The following is a 20,650-nucleotide window of genomic DNA, read 5'->3' as shown; positions in this document are numbered from 1 at the left end:
TTAATACCATGGGGACCGGCATCCGCTCCCTGGGTGCCCACAAGAGATTCCGCAATGCCCCTCACGCTGCAACAACTGGAACGCCATCTGTTCAAGGCTGCCGATATTCTTCGCGGCAAGATGGACGCCTCGGAGTTCAAGGAATACATTTTTGGCATGCTGTTCCTCAAGCGCTGCTCCGACGTATTCGAGGAGCGGTATGAGCAGGTCGTTTCCGATGAAATAAACGCCGGCAGGAGCAAGGCCGAGGCCTTTGTCTCGGCGGAAAATCCGCGCTGGTACAAGCGCGATGGTAATTTCTGGGTGCCCAGCCATTCACGCTTCCACTATTTGCTCAACGAAGCGCACATCAATGTTGGCAACTTGCTTAACAAGGCGCTGGGCGGCATTGAGGAAAATAACGTATCCCTGGAAGGAGTGCTGGAGCACATTGACTTCACTCGCAAGGTCGGCCAGAGCAAGATTCCCGATCAGAAGCTGCGCCAACTCATTACCCACTTCGGTGAGGTGCGTCTGCGCAATAGTGACTTCGAATTCCCCGATCTGCTTGGGGCAGCCTACGAATACCTGATCGCCGAGTTCGCTGACTCGGCCGGCAAGAAAGGCGGTGAGTTCTATACACCACGCTCTGTTGTGCGTCTGATGGTTCATCTGCTCAAGCCGACTCTGGCTCACGATGTCTACGACCCCTGCTGCGGCTCGGGCGGCATGTTGATTGCTGCCAAGGAATATATCGACGAGCACGGTGAGGACGGCCGCAAGGCCAACCTGTTCGGCCAGGAATTCAACGGCACCGTCTGGTCCATCGCGCAGATGAACATGCTGCTGCACGGCATCAGCAACGCCTGGCTGGAGAACGAAGATACCCTAGCCGACCCTCGGCATATCGAGGGCGGCGAACTGCGCCGCTTCGACCGCATCCTCACCAACCCGCCGTTCTCCATCAACTGGGGCCATACCGAGAAAAGCCCGGATGGCAGCCTGGCCTGGAACCCGACATTCCGCGAGCAGCGCTTCCGCTTCGGCGAGGTGCCACTGGGCTCGAAAAAGGCCGACTTGATGTTCCTGCAGCACATGCTTGCCGTCACCCGTGACGAAGGCATGATCGCCACCGTACTGCCCCATGGCGTGCTGTTCCGGGGCGGAGAGGAACGCGGCATTCGCGCTGGCATTATCGAAAACGACCTGCTCGAAGCCGTGATCGGCCTGCCGGCCAACCTGTTCTATGGCACCGGTATTCCCGCCTGCATCCTGATCCTGCGCCAACAAAAGCAGGAAGGCGCCAACCGTGTCAGCGCCAAGCCTGCCGAGCGCCAGGGCAAGGTGCTGTTTATCAACGCCGACCGCGAGTACTTCGAGGGCCGTGCGCAGAACTACTTGCTGCCCGAGCACATTGAGAAAATCACCACTGCCTTCGACGAATTTCGCCGGATCGACGGCCTTAGCGACGTGGTGGATATCGCCACATTGCGCGACAACGACTACAACCTGAATATCCGCCGTTACGTGGATAACGCACCACCACCCGAGCCACATGATGTGCGTGCTCATCTGCTGGGTGGTGTGCCCAAGACCGAAGTCGAAGCGAAAACGCCGCTGTTCGCCGCCCACGGCCTCGACCCTCATGACCTATTCATCGCACGCGATGCGCAGTATTTCGACTTTCGCGGCGAGCTGACCTGCCGCGTCGACCTCAAGCCAGCCATCGAAAGCAACCCCGGCCTACAGGCGAAGGAAGCCGCCCTGCGTGATGCCTTCGAAACCTGGTGGCACGTACACAGCCCGCGGATCACCGCCCTGGCTGGGAAGCTGGATAACAGCGCTGCCCTGGTCGAATTGCGCGGCGAGCTACTGGACAGTTTTAGCCAGACGCTGGAAGGCATCGGCCTGCTCGACCCTTTCCAAGTCAGGGGCATCGTCGCGGGCTTTTGGTACCAGAGCAAATATGACTTCCTTGGCTTGATGGCCCGCGGTTGCCGGGGCGTAATCGACGCTTGGCGCATCAGCATCATCACCGCTCTGGAAGACAAGGCCAGCAAGCAAAGCCCGCTGGAGCACAAGCTGGTGAAATTCCTGCTCGGTGATTTTGTTGCCGCGTTGGCCGAGCTGGAAGCAAAAAAGACCGAACTGGATAGTCAGCTCAAGGCCGCATCCCCACCCAAGGGGGAAGAGGCTGACGAGGCCGACAGCTCGACGGATACCGATGACGAAGAAAACACCGTCGACGAAGCCCAGCTCAAGGCCTGGAAAGCCGAGTTGACCAAGGTGAAGAAACAGCTCAAAACCCGGCAGGAGAACTTCGCCAGCCACCTGAATCAGGCCGTCGACGGGCTGGACGAGCAGCAAGCCGCCGAACTGCTGCTGACCATCCTGCACAACGATATGCAGGCCATCGTCGAGCGCTATATCGCCGCCCAGCGCAAGCAGATAGTCGCCGCCTTCGAGAACTGGTGGGACAAGTATCGGGTGACGTTGAATGAGATCGAGCACAAGCGCGACAAGGCGGCGAGGGCATTGCAGGGATTCTTTAAAGGACTGGGATATGTCTGATCAGTGGCAGCAACGCAGCCTAGCCTCACTTGGAAGCTACGAGAACGGTTTCGCATTCAATGATTTGCATTGGTCCGAGCACGGTCTGCCAATCATCCGAATAGCTCAAATTACCGGTAGCCAAGGCATTGTTGATCGCTTTCCCGGCCTGTTACCGGACAGCTACCGAATTGATGACGGTGATCTGATCTTTTCTTGGAGCGGAACACTCGCAGTCGTGCGTTGGGCTGGTGGCTCAGCATGGCTGAACCAACATCTCTTTAAAGTTGGGCCTGCTGAAGGGATTGATCGCTCATTCCTGTTTCATGTGCTGCAAGCGTCTGTTGCTGAAATGGGCAAGCGGACACATGGCAGTACGATGAAACACATCAAGCGCGGAGAGCTTCGAGAGTTTTTTGTTGAAATACCGCGCATCGAGAGTGAACAGAGGAAGATCGCCCAAATCCTCGACACTCTCGACACCGCCATCCGCGAAACCGAAGCGCTGATTGATAAGCTCAAGGCCCTCAAACAGGGTCTGCTGCACGACCTGCTGACCCGCGGCATTGACGCCAACGGCCACCTGCGCCCACCACAGAGCGAAGCGCCGCAACTCTACAAGGAGTCAAAGTTGGGGTGGATTCCGAGGCAATGGGAGGTGGTCCCGCTGGGTTGTTGTGCAGATATCGCAAGCGGTATAACCCTTGGCCGCACCTTAAACAGCCCTGTCGCGATTGAGCTTCCATATCTGCGAGTGGCTAATGTCCAAGATGGCTACCTTGCCCTGGGAGAAATAAAGACTGTCTCGATCCTGCCGTCAGAGCTGAACCGCTTTGCTCTGAAAGTAGGTGATGTGCTGATGAACGAGGGTGGAGACTTCGACAAGTTGGGTCGGGGGGCCGTATGGGAGGGGCAGATAGAACCCTGCCTGCACCAGAATCATGTTTTCCGCGTGCGCTGTGATGACTCAAAGCTATTGCCTGCATTTTTGGCAGCCTACTCCAGCTCTGTGCGTGGAAAGAGCTACTTTGTCCAAGCATCGAAACAGACAACCAACCTGGCCTCAATCAATTCGACGCAGCTGAAAGCATTTGGCATTTCTTGCCCATCAGTCGCTGAACAGTTGCTTATTACCCAACGCCTGTCGACCTTCGATAAGAAAATGGCAGTCGAGCAGAAGGCACGGGAAAAGTTGCGCCAGCAAAAGATCGGCCTGATGGACGACCTGCTATCCGGCCGCGTCCGAGTCAACCCGCTGCTGGAATCTATGCAACAAGCTGCAGCACAAACGGAAGCCTGATATGCCACAGCGCCTGCCACCTCGCGAATCCCTTACCGTCGAGTTCAAAAGCGACCGCATCAAGCTCCCCGACCGCGAACTAATCGAAGCGCTGGTCTGCCTGGCCAATGCCGAAGGCGGCGAGCTATGGCTAGGCGTCGAGGACGATGGCACACCCACCGGCCTGCATGCGGAGCATCACCTGCTGGAGGGCCTGGCCGGCATGGTCGCAGCGCGCACCTCGCCTTCGCTGAACGTACAGGCCGAGGCGATCGACCTGGATGGCGTGACCGTAGCGCACATCCATGTGCCCAAAGCCCAGAGCGAAGTGGCCACCACCAGCGGCGTCTATCTACGCCGCCGCTTGAAGCACGACGGCACGCCCGAATGCATAGCCATGCTGCCCCATGAGCGCAGCAGCCGCGCAAGCAGCTTTGGCCTGCTCGATGTCTCCGCCCAGCCGGTGGCCGATGCCACCTTGGCCGACCTCGACCCACTGGAGCGTGAGCGCCTGCGCCAGGCGGTGCAGCAATACGGCGGCGACCGCGTGCTGCTGGAACTGGACGACGAAGCCCTCGACGGCGCGCTGCTGCTCACTGCGCGCCAGTCCGATGGCTCGCGTGTGCCAACCCTCACCGGCCTGCTACTGATCGGTAGGGAAACCTCCCTGCGCCAACTGGTGCCCACCCACGAGTTCGCTTTCCAGGTGCTGGCCCAGCAGGCAGTGCGCTTCAATGAATTTCGCCGCTTCCCATTGCTCAAGGCACTGGACTGGCTGGAAACCAACTTCCGTCCCTACAACCCAGAGGAAGAACTGCAGGTAGGCCTGTTCCGCGTGCCAGTGCCCAAGGTTGACCTCGGCGCCTTCCGTGAAGCCGTAGCCAATGCCTTGGTGCATCGCGATTACCACGGCAGAGGCGCGGTGCATGTGCGCCTGGAGGACGATGCTCTGGTGGTTAGCAACCCCGGTGGCCTGGTCGATGGCGTGACCCTGGCCAACCTGCTGGTGACCGAACCGCGCCCGCGCAACCCGGCCCTGGCCGACGCCATGAAGCGCGTCGGCGTAGTCGAACGCTCCGGCCGAGGCGTGGACAAGATTTTCCGCGGCATGCTCAAATTCGGCCGGCCGGCCCCGGACTACAGTTACACCACCGCCCAGAGCGTGGTGCTGCGCTTACCCACCGCAGAGGCCGACCTTGACTTCCGCCGCCTAGTGGTCGAGCACGAGCGCGCCACCAACGCCGAGCTGCCCATCGACAGCCTGATCGCCCTGGCCGCCCTGCGTGAGACCAAGCGCGTCACGGCCGACGAACTGGCCGTACAGATCCAGCGCGACACCGCCAGTGCCAAACGCACCCTGGAAGCCCTGACCGAAGCCGGCTTGGTCGAGGCCCACGGATCTACCCGAGGGCGCAGCTACACTCTGTCAGCCAGTCTGTACCAGGCCGTGGGCGACAAGGCCGGTTATACCCGCCAGGCAGGCTTCACACCCATTCAACATGAGCAGATGGTGTTGAACTACGTGCAGCAGCATGGGCAGATTCAGCGCGCTGAAGTAATGGATCTTTGTCGGCTTTCGCCTGATCAAGCGGCAAAACTGCTCAAGCGCATGAAAGACAAGGGCACACTGATACAGCAAGGTGAACGACGCTGGTCGGTCTATAAGCTCGGCTAAAAACTCTATGAGCCGCTATGAGCCGCTATGAGCCTGTATGAGCCCATACACGCCTGAACTGGATTAAAGGAGTAACCGTGGGCTGGGAATTGGATGACGTCGAAAAACCCTTTGTGGCTCAGTTACAGGGGCTGAACTGGAAGCATATCGAGGGCAGCCTCGACGACCCGGCCATCACTGGTCGCAGCAGTTTCAGTGAAGTGATTCAGCGAGCTGCACTGGCCGAGCGCTTGCGTACCATCAACCTGCGCGACGGTCAGCCCTGGCTGGATGAGCAGCGCATTGCCGAAGCACTGGCGGCCATTACCCGCGTGGGCGCCGGCAAGCTGATGGAAGCCAACCAGACAGTCACTGAGCTGCTGCTCAAAGGCATCACGGTCGATGGCCTTCAGGGCTGGGAAGGCGGGCGCGGTCAGACCATCCAGTACATCGACTGGGCCAACCCGGCCAATAACCACTTCAGCGTGGTCAACCAGTTCCGGGTGGATTGCCCACCGGGGTACAACAGCGGCAAGAAATTTATCGTCCCCGATCTGGTGTTGCTGGTGAACGGCATCCCGCTGGTAGTGGTGGAGTGCAAGAGCCCCTCCATTCCAGAACCGCTGGCCGAAGCTGTCGATCAATTGCGCCGCTACAGCAACCAGCGCAAGGCAGCCTTCGAGGTCGAGGAAAACGAGGGCAACGAGACTCTGTTCGCCAGTGTGCAGCTATTGGTCGCCAGTAGCTACGACGAAGCACGGGTGGGCTGCATTGGGGCCGGCTTCGGGCATTTCTCCCAATGGAAAACCGTGGTTGGCCCGGAAGGTAGCGGCAGCGAGCAGTCAGTAGCCGAGCAGCTAGGCAAAGCCAAACTGTCCGAGCAGGAGCGCCTGGTGGCAGGCATGCTGACGCCGGCCCACCTGCTCGATCTGATCCGGCATTTCATGCTGTTCATGCAGGTTGGCGGGCAGACCATCAAGACGGTCTGCCGCTACCAGCAGTACCGCGCGGTGAACCGCACGGTGATCCGCATGAAACGCGGGCAGACACGTCTTGAGCATGGCGAGAGCGACCAGCGCGGCGGCATCGTTTGGCACACTCAAGGCTCAGGCAAGAGCCTGACCATGGTATTTCTGGTGCGCAAGATGCGCACGGATACACAACTGCGCCGCTTCAAAATCATCGTGGTCACTGACCGTAAAGACCTGCAAAACCAGCTCTCCGCCACCGCCACGCTGAGCGGTGAACTGCCGGAGGTGGCCTCCAATATCCAGGGTGTTAAAGCCTTGGCACGTCGCCAGGGCCCCGGCTTGGTATTCGCCACCATCCAGAAGTATCGCAATCCCGAACAGGAAGAAGATGGGGAGGCGTCGATCCCTACGCAAGCTACTGCACCCCTCAAAGCCGCAGAAAAGCGCGCGCCCTACCTGGTAAGCAAACCATTCGAGGTGCTCAACCACGACGAGAGCATTCTGGTATTGATCGATGAGGCGCACCGCACCCAGGCCGGCGATCTGCAGGCAAACCTGCTGGCGGGCCTGCCCAACTGCGTGCGCATCGGCTTTACCGGTACACCGATCATCATGGGCGATAAGAAACGCACCCACGAAATTTTCGGCGCGTTCATCGACAAATACACCATCAAGGAAGCCGAGGCAGATGGCGCTACAGTGCCGGTGCTTTACGAAGGACGCACTGCCCAGGGCGCATTAAAAGATGGAGCGAGTCTGGATGAACTGTTCGAGGATTTGTTCCGCGAGCACAGTCAGGACGAGCTGGAGCTGATCAAGAAAAAATACGCCACCAAAGGCCATATCTTTGATGCCCCCGCGCTGATTGCAGATAAGGCGCGCGACATCCTCAGACATTACGTCACCAATATCCTGCCCAATGGCTACAAGGCGCAGGTGGTAGCCTATAGCCGGATTGCGGCAATCCGCTATTTCCACGCACTGCAGGCCGCCCGCGATCAGTTGTTGGCCGAGGCCGAAGCGTTGCCAGCAGCCGACAAGGACCTCGACGATGAAGCACTGTGCCAGCGGCCACCCAAGCTGCAGGCGCGCGTGCAGGCGTGGCGCTATCGCGACAGGCTACGCAGCCTGGAATTCGCACCGATTATTTCCGGCTCAAATAACGATCCGGCCGAGTGGAAAACCTGGACGGATGGCAGCAAGCACGAGCAGTTGATCCAGCGCTTCAAGAAGCCGCTGAATCATGAGCAGCCGGGCAAGACCGATCCGTTGGCGTTCCTGATCGTTAAGTCTATGTTGCTCACCGGCTTTGACGCCCCCATCGAAGGGGTGATGTACCTTGACCGGCCAATCAAGGAAGCCGAGCTGCTGCAAGCCATTGCGCGGGTCAACCGTACTGGTTTCGGCAAGCGCTGTGGCATCGTGGTCGACTACTACGGGGTCGCCAACCACCTGCGCGAAGCCCTGGCAGCCTATGCCGACGAGGATATCGAAGGTGCGCTGAGTAGCATTAAGGACGAGGTGCCGGTGCTGCGCGATCGTCATCTTCGCGTGGTGGATGTGCTGCGTCGCCAGAGCATCGAGTCGCTGGAAGATGCCGAAACCTGCATTGCCGCACTGGAGTCGGAAAAGGTGCGCGCCGAATTTGCGGTAAAACTCAAAGCATTCCTAAACTCATTGGACACCGTGCTGCCACGCCCCGAGGGCCTGCCCTTCGTCAAGGATGCGAAGCGCCTGGCCTATATCCATGCACGTGCGCGCGGGCGTTACAAGGACCTGCCGCAACTGGGCAAGGATGTCGGCGCCAAGGTGCGCAAACTGATCGACGATCACGTTATTTCGCTGGGCATCGACCCGAAGATTCCGCCGATCCAGCTCACCGATGCAGACTTCGAGAAGCAGTTGTCGCGAAGCGTCAACGACCGCGCCAAGGCCTCAGAGATGGAGCACGCCATTCGCTCGCATGTGCGCAAGCATACTGATGAAGATCCAGTGCTCTATCGCAAGCTGTCCGAACGCCTGAACGAGCTGCTCAAGTCGCTGGGCGAGCAGTGGGATCAGTTGGTTGAACAGATGCAGAAGATCATCAACGAGCTGCGCAGCGGTCAAATGAGCGATGGCTACAGCCCCCTGGATTTGCCCGAACACTATGCACCCTTCCTGCGCACCCTGCTGGATGTGGTGTGTGCCGACGCCAATCCGCAGCCCGCCGAGCTGCTGCGTTTGAAGGATGTGACAGTGGAACTGGTCGATCTGTTGGTGGGCGAACTCCAAAGCCACCGCGATATCTGGAGCCCGCGCAAGCGAGCAGCACAGGAGGAGCTCGCCGGGCAGCTATTTGATTACCTGATGCGACTGCGTCCGCCCTTGGTGGATAGCGATACGGCGGGGGTGCTATCTGACCGCCTGATGGATCAAGCGAGAGCCAGCCATGAACGGTTGATGCAGCTGTGAGCAATCAAACCCTCATCGTAAACGATCTGCAACTGACGCTACGCCGCAGCGCGCGGCGCAAGACGCTACAGATCACTGTCGAGCGTGACGGCGCACTTATCCTGTCTGCTCCGCCAGAGGTTGAGGAGCAAGCGCTGCGGCAATTCGTAGCGGAAAAAAGCTTCTGGATTTACTCGCGTCTTGCCGAAAAGGAACGCCTGCAGCGCTCAATCCCCGCCAAGGAATACGTCGACGGAGAGGGGTTTCTGTATTTGGGACGAAGTTATCGCCTCAAACTGGTTGATGAGCAGGATGGGCCATTAAAACTTTCTGCTGGTCGCTTCCGCCTGCTGCGTAGCGAACTGCCAAGAGCCCGCGAACATTTCATCCGTTGGTATAGCGAACATGCCCGCAGCTGGCTCGCCTTACGAGTCGAGAACCACCAAGCGCGAATGGACCTGACCCCCAGCGGTGTGCGTGTGCAGGATCTGGGCTATCGCTGGGGCTCATGCGGTAAGGGCGCACAGCTCTATTTTCATTGGAAAACAATCCTACTGCCCAAGCCCATTGCGGAGTACGTGGTGGTGCATGAGATGGTGCACCTGCAAGAGCCACATCACACCCCAGAATTTTGGCTCCGCCTGGAACGCGTCATGCCTGACTATGCACAGCGCAAGACATGGTTGGCAGAACATGGAATTGATGTTGAAGGAATCTGAGTACCATGACGGACTATTTCACGAGCAACCACTTCGAGTTGTTGAACAAGTGGGCAGGACACAAGCGTGACGAGTCCAACCCCGAGCAAAACCAAGCTTACGATGATCTGAAAAAGGCCTATGCAGTCACACAGGCATGGGCTAACAAACTCAAGACCACGCTGTTTCCAGTAGGGCGCGTCGAAATTCGCAAGCGGCCTACCAACCAGGGTAATCATTTCTCTGGCTACAACTGGGCGAAAATTTACCCCTCACCGGAAGCGCCTAAGGAACTGGCCATTACCGTAGGGATCGATGCCGACGACGGCTTTGTGGTCAAGATCGATACCGTCGGGCTGGGCGAGTCTAGTAAAACGCGCAAAACCTACTTAGCCCTGCGAGGTGACTATTACAACGCTCCCTTTGTAACAACAATGCCCGCAGGCGATGGTTTGGAAAAATCGCTGGACCAGCTCACCGAATGGAGCGCTGAAGCCATCCGCAACTTCAAGCTGCATTACGAAGAGTTAGTAGCCAAAATGAATCTGAGTAAGTCACTGGACGACGAAGACCTGCTCAAGCACTTCGACAGCAAGCCAGCGTTTCAGACCTTCCGCGCCTCATGGACTCCAGAGGACAAAGCGGAGTTCTGTCGATTGGCGCGTGCTGTACATATGGCCGGCTTGGACTGGTGGCACTCGAGCAAAGATATTCAGGTGCGATTTGGCCGCAAGAACCCCGGAAGCGAACGGGCGATTGGCGTACTTGGCATTGTGCGGGGCACGCGAGTGCGGAAGCTCTCCTGGAAGCGTGAGGTGGGCGCCCTCCCCATCCTCCACCGTGAGCCGCTAACTAATGAACTGCTCACGAAGGTTGAAGCATCCCTTGCCGACAAGCATGATTTACCCAACGACTGGCTATTACTTGAAGCCGAACGACCTGGACTATGGCCGGATCAACTGAGGGACGATCCGGTGGAAGACAACGATGAGACTGGCGAAGACGACATTGCTGATTCTGATGCGATAAGGCTTCCTCTCAATCGTATCTACTACGGCCCACCTGGCACAGGCAAGACATACGAATTGTCGAAGCTAATGAAGCGAGAGTATGAGCAAGTCACGACCTCGGTATCCAAGGAAGAATGGCAAAATCAGTTTGTGAGCGAAAGGATTGCGAGCCTTACCTGGTGGGAGGCAATCGCAGCAACTCTGTACCACTTGGGCGGGAAAGCAAGTGTCGATGTCTTGCTTGATCACCCATTCATGAAATCGATTGCCGCCGCCAAAAGCACGAACAAGAGTGTGCGAAACACCGTTTGGGGTGCTCTCCAATACCATGCTATCGAGTCCTCCGAAACCATCAAGATGAGCAAGCGAATGGCACCGGCTGTCTTCGATAAGCTATCGGACTCATCATGGATACTAACTGGAGACTGGGCGGACGCAGCTGCCAATCTGAAGCGGCTGGTAGACGAGTACAATGCCGGTCCTCCCTCAGCCGAATACATCAAGCGTTACAGTTTCGTCACCTTCCATCAATCTTACGGGTACGAGGAGTTCGTGGAAGGTCTGCGTCCGGTTCTCGAAGGCGATGCGGAATCCGGTGAAGTCCAATACGAGATCCGCGCTGGTGTCTTCAAGGACTTGTGCCGCAAAGCACGTATGGCGCCAGATCAGCAGTTCGCGATGGTGATCGACGAGATCAACCGGGGAAACATCAGCAAGATCTTTGGCGAGCTGATCACTTTGATCGAACCTGATAAACGCGAAGGTGCTAAAAACGCCATCTCGGTGACGTTACCGTATTCCGGAGAGAGTTTTTCGGTACCAGCCAATGTCGACATTGTCGGCACTATGAACACGGCAGACCGATCCCTTTCGTTGCTGGACACCGCGTTACGTCGCCGATTCGAGTTTGTGCCGTTAATGCCGGACGCTCGCGACGAGCCAGGCGCGCCGCTTGCAAACCTCCGAGTCAGTCTGGGGGAGCAAGTAATGGATGTGCCTCGTATGCTTGATGCAATAAACCAGCGCATCGAGATGCTCTACGACCGCGACCATTGCATCGGCCATGCGTACTTCACAGCATTAGCGCTAGTGCCTGATGGAGACGAGCGATTTGTAGCCCTGCAACAGGTGTTCAGCACACGTATTCTGCCCCTGCTCGAAGAGTACTTTTTCGAAGACTGGCAAAAGATCCGCCTTGTCTTAGCAGACAATCAGAAATCCCAAGCCGCACGCTTTATCGTTGAGGGTGAAGATCAGGAGGATGATCTGGCTCGCCTGTTCGGCAGCGATCATGGCATGGACAGCTATTCCACTAAGCGCCACTACGCTCTGCAGAAGGCTGCGCTCTCTAATCCGGATGCCTACATTGGCATCTACAAGACGCTGTCGACCTGAAGGCGGAGGCACGTGAGCGGAATATCGATTTACGAATTTGACGTGTTGATGGCAGCGACTTCGACTGGCTCGTTGTCCGAGGGGCTGCACATTGTCCCGGATACGGTCTACGCATGGCTAGAACGCCAGTGCCTGCGGGCCTCCAACAACAGTAAGCCAGCGTGGCTGCGCCTGACTCAACGGCGCGGGCATCGAGCCGTTCAGGTCACTAGTTTTGTTGGAGTGATACGTGCACCAGACGGTTACCAAATCGAGGTACTGCCGAAAGTCGGAAAAGTAATAGGTGCGGGCGCCTCGAAGGCTCGTCAGCTGTTGATCGAAATGCTCTGCTGCCTTCAAGAGTTTCGCCACCTCCAAACTGACACCGCCAACCTCGCCGCGGCACGAATGCCCTTACTGGAAGTTTTTATTGCCGAGTTCCTACGCACCGTCGGGCATATCGTCAAACAAGGCCTGCGCAGCACCTATACCACTCAGCAAAGCAACCTGTTTGCCCTTCGCGGCAAACTGATGATGGCATCCCATCTGCGGCAAAACCTTTGCAGGGCGGACCGGTTCTTTACAGAGCACGACGAGTTCTCGATTAATCGTCCGGAAAACCGTTTATTACACACCGCATTGCAACGAATCCTGCAACTGACGGCATCTCAGACACATCAGCAACTGGCTCGAGAACTGAGATTTGTCTTCGCAGAGGTCCCGATTTCAGCAGACCCTAATATGGACTTCCAGCGGGTACGCCTTGAGCGGGGCATGGGTTACTACGAAGAAGCACTCGCTTGGTCAAAGTTGATTCTAGAACAGCAATCACCCATGACAGGCCGCGGAGGCAATCACGCTCCGTCGCTGCTGTTCCCAATGGAGGCAGTGTTCGAAGCGTTCGTCTCCAAGCATATAGCGAAGCAACTGGCGAGGCCGCTTCACCTGAAAACCCAAGCACGCAGCCATCACTTGGTTCGCCATCAAGAACAGAATTGGTTTTGTCTAAAACCAGACCTGTTGATCAAGGATGCCAAGAAAGATGTGCTGGTTCTCGATACAAAGTGGAAACTGCTCGATGGTCTCAAGGCAAATGGGACGAATAAATACGGCCTCGCACAGGGTGACTTCTATCAGTTGCAGGCCTATGGGCAAAGCTATCTGAATGGGTCGGGAGATGTGGTGCTGATTTACCCTAAGACTGGGGCATTTGATCGACCGCTACCAGTATTCGAGTTCCCCAAGACAGGTGGGCTGCGGCTATGGGTACTGCCTTTTTGCTTGAAGTCACGCCAGCTGTTGGTCCCTAGCGATGCGCCGTTCAAAATGGTGTTCAAAGACTTGTTTGAGCGGGTTACTTAAGTAGCGGGCTGAGCTGGGTTTGGCAAACCCGCGAGAGATGGCCTCGTTAGCTTGGCCAGTTCGGATAAACAGATGTTCTTGTCGGCCATGCCTACAGGACGGCAATGAGGCATGTTGCTCAATTCAGCTCTGCCTGTATTCCAACTGGTATTCCAGAAAATTTTACAAACCCAAATTAGTCATTTAGATCAAATGCCTAAGTAATGAATTCAACTTACCCGCCACGAACCAACACCTGCCACCCCTGACAGCAAACCTTTCCCGCTGCGCATCGATCGCATCAAGCTGGCGGACGGCTATCTGCACTTTGCTGACGTACGGCCTAGCGAGCCAATCGAGTTTTTGTATGACTCGATGAATGTGGAGCTGAAAAACCTCAGCACGCTTCCTGACGACAACGCTGACATGACCCTGGTCGCAGCAGGCCCTGAAGGCGGCCGGATCGACTGGACCGGCACCTTGAGCATTGTGCCAATCGCGTCCGAGGGCACGCTTAAAGTGACTGATGGCAAAATGAAAGTATGGTGGCCTTATGTTCGGGATGCCTTGCCGCTGGTCCTGGAAGACGGCGTCCTCAATTTCAGTACCGACTACACATTGAACCTGGCTAAAGAAACCGAGATGGTCCTGAGCAATGCCTCGGCCAGCATCGCGCCCTTCAAGCTCAATGCGCCCGATGGCCGTCCGCTGGCGCGCCTTGAGCGCCTTGATGTCAGCGACACCACGGTCGATCTCGCCAAGCAACACGTCGTGGTCGGCAAGATCAACAGCAAGAACCTTGAAACCTGGGCTACCCGCGAAGCAGACGGACAGTTGGATTGGCAAAAACTGTTTGCCAGCCAGCCCGCTGGCCGGGCAAAGCCAACAGCCAATGACCCGGTGACAGTTGAAGCCCCCAAACCCGGACCGGTCGCACCGAGCAAACCTTGGCAAGTGCTGCTCAAAGACGTGGAGCTGCGCGATTACCGCGTTCATCTGGCTGACAAAGTGCCCAAAACACCCGTTGCGCTTGAAGTAGGCCCGTTGAATCTGAACGTGAAGAACTTCGACAGCCTGAACCAGTCACCCTTCAGCCTCAAGCTGGATACCGGCATCGGTAAACAAGGCAAGCTCACCGCCAGCGGCGACGTGAACCTGAACCCGGTCAGCGCCACATTAAATGTCACCACCCAAGACATCGACTTGCGGGTGGCGCAGGCTTACATCGACCCGTTTATCCGTCTGGAGCTGCGCAGCGGCATGCTGGACAGCGATCTCGTCGTTGACCTTAAACGTATCGACCCGCTGGCCTTCACGGTCCAGGGCAACGTACAGATAGCTCAGTTACACACCCTCGACACCATGAAAGATCGCGACTTCCTGAAGTGGCAGCGTCTGGGGCTGGAGAAGCTGAATTATCAACACGGTGACAGCCTGTCCATCGTCAAGGTCAACGTTGCACAGCCGTATGTACGCTTCATGATCAACGATGATCGCACCACCAACATTGATGACCTGTTGATTGCGCAACCCGCTGGCAGCGCCAGTAAAACCGACGCCAAACCAGCGGCCGGCAAAGACAAGCCTTTGGGCATTCACGTGGGTGGCATCGCAATCAATGACGGTTCGGCTAACTTTGCCGACTTCAGCCTGACCCCCAACTTTGCGACAGCGATTCAACAGCTAAACGGCCAGATTGGCACCATTGATAGCCGACAGGCCAAACCGGCCAGCGTCAACATCGCCGGTAAAGTGGACCGCTACGCGCCTGTCACCATCAAAGGCAGCGTCAATCCTTTCGATCCGATGGCGAGCCTGGACATCGCCACCAGCTTCAAACGCGTAGAACTGACCACACTGACGCCCTACTCCGGCAAATTCGCGGGGTATCGGATCCGCAAGGGTCGCCTGAACCTGGATTTGCACTATTTGATCACCAAAGGTCAGCTCAAGGCCGAGAACAAACTGGTGGTTGAACAATTGCAACTGGGGGAAAAGGTCGACAGCCCTGATGCCGTGGATTTGCCCATTAAACTGGCCATCGCATTGCTCAAGGACACCGACGGCAAGATTTCCATCGAGCTTCCGGTAACGGGGGACCTCAATAACCCGCAGTTCAGCGTGATGCCAATTGTGTGGCAAACCTTGCGCAATCTCGTGCTGCGGGCAGCACAAGCGCCCTTCAAGTTCATTGGCGGGCTGATCAGCGGTGGGGGTGCCGAGGACCTCGGTACCGTGTCCTTCGCGCCTGGCTCCAGTGAGCTGAGCCCTGAGGCCCAGAAAGCCCTGACAACCCTGGCTGCAGCGCTCAAGGAACGCCCTGCGCTGCGCCTGGAAATTGAAGGCACTGCCGCGCAAAGCAGTGATGGTCCGTTCATTGCCAAGGAACGCCTGGAGCGTGAATTCCAGTACAACTACTACAAAATCCTGCAACGCCGCGGCGAGAAAGTGCCGGCGCAAGCGTCACTGCTTAAAGTCCCTGATGACGAGAAAGGCCCGTTACTCGAAGGCATCTATCGCACCCGACTCAAGCAGCAGCCGCCGGCCGAGTGGGCGAAATTGAGTCGTGATGAGCGCGCGCAAAAAATGAGCGACGCGTTGATCGACTTCTGGAGCAAAAGTGAGGTGCTGTTACGTCAGTTGGGGCAGGAGCGCGCCAGCCGCATCAAGGATTTCCTGGTGGACAAAGGCCAACTGGCCGATGAGCGCGTCTACTTTGTGGACGCCACGCTGGGTGAGGCACAAAGCGACGGTCGCGTGATCTCTCCCTTGCATCTGGACAGTGAATGATCGCTGTTCACACATCAAAGTCAGCGCGAGGCAGGTCTGTATGTGGCTTGCCCGTTGCACTTGATGGGTCAGCAAACCCGATCGATGCTTTTATCTCCCCCAAATAGAACAGCCCCCGACGCAAGCGTCGAGGGCTGTAATGACCACATCCATGTGGCCGTCGCATGAACCAATTTTGAAAGCTGCAGATGATCGGTTAGATCATCTGCTCCGGCTTTCCCCCGGTTCTACGAGAAAAGTAAACTTACTGAGCTTTCAGGCCATCAGCCGAAACAGCTTTTACGCCTTTGATTTTCTTGGCGATGTTAACTGCCATTTCTTTTTGCGCGTCAGTGACTGCAACGGTGGAGGACAAAGAAACAACACCTTTGTTGGTCTCAACTTTGATGTCAGTGCCTGGAATACCTTTTTCAGTCAGCAGGTCTGATTTAACTTTGGTGGTGATCCAGGTATCAGAAGTGGCTTCTTTGGCTTGATCCATTTCGCCAGCAGCGACGACCATAGGCGCCTGAGCAGTGGATTGAGCAGCAAATGCTGCGTTAGCCATGGTCAGGGTCAGAGCGGTGGCAGTTGCAGCAGCGATAGCGAACTTCATCATACGAGTAACTCCTGTCTTCTTTAAGATCTGCGCCGGCGTGCGGCTGCAGGGTTATCAGTACTATTGCAGGCGCTGTGCCAACTTTTTGAAAAAATAAAATCCTTTTATATCAAGCACTTAGTAGCATGTCTATTTTTCAGCTTCGTGCAGAATGCATGAACGCTCGCAGTGACTGCATGCAAGATGCGGCTTTTTGATCATGGCCTTTAGCCCACCTGCAAAAAGATCCCCTGTCGTTATCACCGCCCATAAAAAAAGGATCCCGAAGGATCCTTTTTCATCACACGCTCAGGTCGCGATTAAGCTTCCGAAGCCTTGGCGGCAGCAACGTCCTTGATGGACAGCTTGATACGGCCGCGGTTGTCCACGTCCAGTACCAGCACTTCCACTTCCTGACCTTCTTTCAAGATGTCAGTCACTTTCTCTACGCGAGCATCGCTCAGCATGGAGATGTGAACCAGGCCGTCTTTGCCCGGCAGGATGTTCACGAATGCGCCGAAGTCGACGATGCGCTCAACCTTGCCGATGTAGATCTTGCCGATCTCAGCTTCAGCGGTGATGCCCAGAACGCGCTGACGCGCCGCTTCTGCCGCTTCCTTGGTCTCGCCGAAGATCTTGATCGAACCGTCGTCTTCGATGTCGATCGACGCTTTGGTTTCTTCACAGATTGCGCGGATGGTTGCGCCACCTTTACCGATAACATCACGGATTTTGTCGGTGTCGATTTTCATCGCGATCATGGTCGGCGCATTGGCAGACAGTTCGTTACGCGACTGACCAATGATCTGGTTCATCTGACCCAAGATGTTCAGGCGAGCGTCCAGGGCTTGGCCCAGGGCGATCTCCATGATTTCTTCGGTGATGCCTTTGATCTTGATGTCCATCTGCAGCGCGGTCACACCTTTGGAGGTACCGGCTACTTTGAAGTCCATGTCGCCCAGGTGGTCTTCGTCACCCAGGATGTCGGTCAGTACAGCGAACTTCTCGCCTTCTTTAACCAGACCCATGGCGATACCGGCAACCGGTGCCTTCATCGGTACACCGGCGTCCATCAGTGCCAGGGAAGCACCGCACACCGATGCCATGGAGCTGGAGCCGTTGGATTCGGTGATTTCCGATACGACACGAATGGTGTACGGGAACACGTCAGCAGCAGGCAGCATGGCCTGAACGGAACGACGCGCCAGGCGGCCGTGACCGATTTCGCGACGGCCGGCACCACCCATGCGACCACACTCGCCTACCGAGAACGGAGGGAAGTTGTAGTGCAGCATGAACGGGTCTTTCTTTTCACCTTCCAGCGTGTCCAGCAGCTGTGCGTCACGGGCAGTACCCAATGTCGCGACAACCAGCGCCTGGGTCTCGCCACGGGTGAACAGTGCAGAACCGTGAGTTTTCGGCAGGACGCCCACTTCGATGTTCAAAGGGCGAACTGTCTTGGTGTCACGACCATCGATACGCGGTTTGCCGTTTACGATGTTTTCGCGAACGGTGCGGTATTCGATTTCACCGAAAGCAGCTTTGACTTCAGACGCAGAAGGCTGGCCTTCTTCGCCTGACAGCTTGGCAACCACCTGGTCACGCAACTCGCCCAGACGTGCATAGCGCTCGTGCTTGACGGTGATGGTGTAAGCCTGGGAGATCGCTTCGCCGAACTCGGCACGGATTGCGCCCAGCAGTTCAGTGGCTTCTGGAGCAGCAGCCCAGTCCCACGTCGGTTTGGCAGCTTCGGCAGCCAGCTCTTTAACAGCCTGGATAACAACCTGGAATTCGTCGTGGGCGAACAGTACGGCACCCAGCATCTGGTCTTCGGTCAGCTCTTTGGCTTCCGACTCAACCATCAATACGGCTTCCGACGTACCGGCAACCACCATGTCCAGGCTGGACGCAGCGAGTTGTTCGTAAGTCGGGTTCAGCAGGTAACCGGTGCTTTCGTGGAATGCAACACGGGCAGCACCGATCGGACCATCAAAAGGAATGCCGGAGATTGCCAGGGCAGCCGAAGTACCGATCATTGCCGCCACATCAGGATCGGTTTTCTTGCTGGTGGACAGAACGGTGCAGACAACCTGCACTTCGTTCATGAAGCCTTCCGGGAACAGCGGACGGATCGGACGGTCGATCAGGCGCGAGGTCAGGGTTTCTTTCTCGGAAGGGCGACCTTCACGCTTGAAGAAACCACCTGGGATTTTACCGGCGGCGTAGGTTTTTTCTTGGTAGTGAACCGACAGAGGGAAGAAGCCCTTGCCTGGATCAGCTTGTTTGGCGCCGACGACAGTCACCAACACGCTGACGTCGTCGTCAACGGTGACCAATACTGCGCCGGAGGCCTGACGGGCGATACGGCCAGTCTCTAGGGTAACGGTCGACTGACCGAACTGAAATTTTTTGATAACCGGGTTCACGGTGTCCTACCTTCTCTTTGTGGCTCTTGGGGAACAGGTTTCTTGCGAAATACGGGTGCAATGCCGGGTGTCAGCCCGATCAAGATGCTTACGAAAACGGCCGACGGGGTGAGTTTTCGTAAACATCCGGTGAGTCCAGATAAAACTTGAGGCTGGAAGCCCGCCGCCCACCCGCGAGAAACTCGCAGGTGGACGACAGACAACCAGCCTCCAGCAACATCGCTATTAGCGACGCAGACCCAGGCGAGCGATCAGCGTAGCGTAACGGCTGATGTCTTTGCCTTTCAGGTAGTCCAGCAGCTTGCGACGCTGGTTTACCATGCGGATCAGACCACGACGGGAGTGGTGATCTTTACCGTTGGCCTTGAAGTGACCCTGCAGCGTGTTGATGTTGAAGGTCAGCAGTGCAACTTGCACTTCTGGAGAACCTGTATCACCTGGAGCACGCTGGTAGTCAGCTACGATTTCTGCTTTGTGTTCAACTGTAAGTGCCATGTGGCTTTCCTTTCTTCAGGGGTCTGTCTGCACGCAAACAGATCCAATAGGCCGAGGACAAATCCTCGTATTTAAATGTGAGATGTGACCGTGCCTAATAACAGCCACCCTCGTTCCAGTCCTCACAGGCAATAGCCGGCTTGGCCTGGCTCCGGTCATTCCGACCGAATCAGTCGACGCGGCGCAATGCGCCCGTCTTCGCTCACTTCACCGATACCGATGAAGCGACCATTGTGATCTTGTACCCGCACCATGCCAAACTTTGGCGCATCGGGAGCGCGAACCGGTTGGCCATTGAGCCAATAGAACGCGCTGTGCTCCGAGAAGTGCAGCAAAGGCCAGTCAAGCAAGCCGCTGTCCGATGGCATCAGGAAGCGGTCGACAGCTTCATTGCCACCTTCAGCATGCACGGCTTCCAGTTCATCCAGCGTTACCGTCTGGGCCAAACTGAAAGGGCCTGCCTGGGTGCGGCGTAGTTGCGCAACATAGGCTCCGCAACCCAGCTCTTCACCGATATCTTCCACGAGGGTACGAATATAGGTGCCTTTGGTGCAATCCACAGCCAAGCGGGCAGTGTCACCTTCGCTGGCCAGTAATTGGAGGCGGGTAATAGTAACAGAACGCGGTTCGCGCTCCACCACCTCACCTGCACGGGCGAGCTTGTAAAGCGGTTGCCCATCACGCTTGAGCGCCGAGTACATTGGCGGTATCTGACTGATTTGCCCGCGAAACTTCGGCAAGACCGCCTCAATATCGGCGCGACCAACGGTCACCGGACGGGTCTTTAAAACCTCGCCTTCTGCATCGGCAGTGGTGGTGGTTTTGCCCAACTGCATCAAGGTTTCATAACCCTTGTCAGAATCGAGCAGGTATTGCGAAAACTTGGTGGCTTCGCCAAAGCACAGCGGCAGTACGCCGCTGGCCAATGGGTCCAGGCTACCGGTGTGCCCTGCCTTCTCGGCATTGAGCAGCCAGCGGACTTTCTGCAAAGCCGCGTTGGACGTAAAACCCAATGGCTTGTCCAGCAGGATAATGCCGCTGACGTTACGACGGATACGCTTGACCTGAGCCAC

The 20,650-nt window shown here is 56.9% G+C and carries 11 protein-coding genes and 1 pseudogene; 8 read left to right on the top strand and 4 right to left on the bottom strand.

What is annotated here, in order from left to right; genetic code table 11:
- The first annotated feature begins 54 nt into the window (after positions 1–54).
- The 8 genes and pseudogenes from TU74_RS16440 to TU74_RS16405 form a co-directional block, all read left to right on the top strand.
- Complete coding sequence (locus TU74_RS16440; protein WP_048377111.1) at positions 55–2,550, top strand: HsdM family class I SAM-dependent methyltransferase; 2,496 nt, start codon at positions 55–57, stop codon at positions 2,548–2,550.
- Positions 2,543–3,829 (top strand): restriction endonuclease subunit S, encoded by a 1,287-nt coding sequence (locus TU74_RS16435; RefSeq protein ID WP_048377110.1) that lies wholly within the window; start codon positions 2,543–2,545, stop codon positions 3,827–3,829. The genes TU74_RS16440 and TU74_RS16435 overlap by 8 nt, the downstream gene beginning before the upstream one ends.
- 1 nt (position 3,830) lies before the next feature.
- Positions 3,831–5,483, top strand: coding sequence for an ATP-binding protein (locus tag TU74_RS16430; protein WP_048377109.1), 1,653 nt, complete (start codon positions 3,831–3,833; stop codon positions 5,481–5,483).
- 77 nt (positions 5,484–5,560) lie between these two features.
- Complete coding sequence (locus TU74_RS16425; protein WP_048377108.1) at positions 5,561–8,887, top strand: type I restriction endonuclease subunit R; 3,327 nt, start codon at positions 5,561–5,563, stop codon at positions 8,885–8,887.
- Complete coding sequence (locus tag TU74_RS16420; RefSeq protein ID WP_048377107.1) at positions 8,884–9,585, top strand: M48 family metallopeptidase; 702 nt, start codon at positions 8,884–8,886, stop codon at positions 9,583–9,585. Before TU74_RS16425 ends, TU74_RS16420 begins: the two co-directional genes overlap by 4 nt.
- A gap of 5 nt (positions 9,586–9,590) precedes the next feature.
- Positions 9,591–11,969 carry an McrB family protein gene (locus TU74_RS16415; protein WP_048377106.1) on the top strand — a complete coding sequence of 793 codons (2,379 nt, stop codon included), beginning with the start codon at positions 9,591–9,593 and terminating at the stop codon, positions 11,967–11,969.
- Between the two features lie 12 nt (positions 11,970–11,981).
- Positions 11,982–13,310, top strand: coding sequence for an McrC family protein (locus TU74_RS16410; protein ID WP_048377105.1), 1,329 nt, complete (start codon positions 11,982–11,984; stop codon positions 13,308–13,310).
- A gap of 210 nt (positions 13,311–13,520) precedes the next feature.
- Positions 13,521–16,079 (top strand): annotated as a pseudogene (locus TU74_RS16405) (DUF748 domain-containing protein); the annotation flags it as partial.
- A 244-nt stretch (positions 16,080–16,323) separates the two neighbouring features.
- Here the strand turns inward: TU74_RS16405 and TU74_RS16400 are convergent.
- From TU74_RS16400 to truB, 4 genes are all read right to left on the bottom strand, one after another.
- A complete protein-coding gene (locus tag TU74_RS16400) occupies positions 16,324–16,677 on the bottom strand; it encodes a BON domain-containing protein (RefSeq protein ID WP_048377104.1) in 354 nt (117 codons plus the stop codon).
- Between the two features lie 299 nt (positions 16,678–16,976).
- On the bottom strand, positions 16,977–19,082 hold the full coding sequence (pnp, locus tag TU74_RS16395) for a polyribonucleotide nucleotidyltransferase (protein WP_047277518.1): 2,106 nt from the start codon (positions 19,080–19,082) through the stop codon (positions 16,977–16,979).
- A gap of 225 nt (positions 19,083–19,307) precedes the next feature.
- Positions 19,308–19,577 carry a 30S ribosomal protein S15 gene (gene rpsO / locus TU74_RS16390; protein ID WP_047277520.1) on the bottom strand — a complete coding sequence of 90 codons (270 nt, stop codon included), beginning with the start codon at positions 19,575–19,577 and terminating at the stop codon, positions 19,308–19,310.
- Between the two features lie 155 nt (positions 19,578–19,732).
- Complete coding sequence (gene truB, locus TU74_RS16385) at positions 19,733–20,650, bottom strand: tRNA pseudouridine(55) synthase TruB (RefSeq protein WP_048377103.1); 918 nt, start codon at positions 20,648–20,650, stop codon at positions 19,733–19,735.

The sequence above is a fragment of the Pseudomonas lundensis genome (genome assembly GCF_001042985.1).
GTDB classification, from domain to species: domain Bacteria; phylum Pseudomonadota; class Gammaproteobacteria; order Pseudomonadales; family Pseudomonadaceae; genus Aquipseudomonas; species Aquipseudomonas lundensis.
The sequence above is the reverse complement of the archived record's forward strand: the minus strand, read 5'-3'. Positions and strand labels throughout refer to the sequence as shown.

Excerpts from the sequence above, each read along its gene's own strand:
- TU74_RS16440 (WP_048377111.1), top strand. The coding sequence starts at position 55 with ATGCCCCTCACGCTGCAACAACTGGAACGCCATCTGTTCAAGGCTGCC.
- TU74_RS16435 (WP_048377110.1), top strand. The coding sequence starts at position 2,543 with ATGTCTGATCAGTGGCAGCAACGCAGCCTAGCCTCACTTGGAAGCTAC.
- TU74_RS16430 (WP_048377109.1), top strand. The coding sequence starts at position 3,831 with ATGCCACAGCGCCTGCCACCTCGCGAATCCCTTACCGTCGAGTTCAAA.
- TU74_RS16415 (WP_048377106.1), top strand. The coding sequence starts at position 9,591 with ATGACGGACTATTTCACGAGCAACCACTTCGAGTTGTTGAACAAGTGG.
- TU74_RS16400 (WP_048377104.1), bottom strand. The coding sequence starts at position 16,677 with ATGATGAAGTTCGCTATCGCTGCTGCAACTGCCACCGCTCTGACCCTG.
- rpsO (WP_047277520.1), bottom strand. The coding sequence starts at position 19,577 with ATGGCACTTACAGTTGAACACAAAGCAGAAATCGTAGCTGACTACCAG.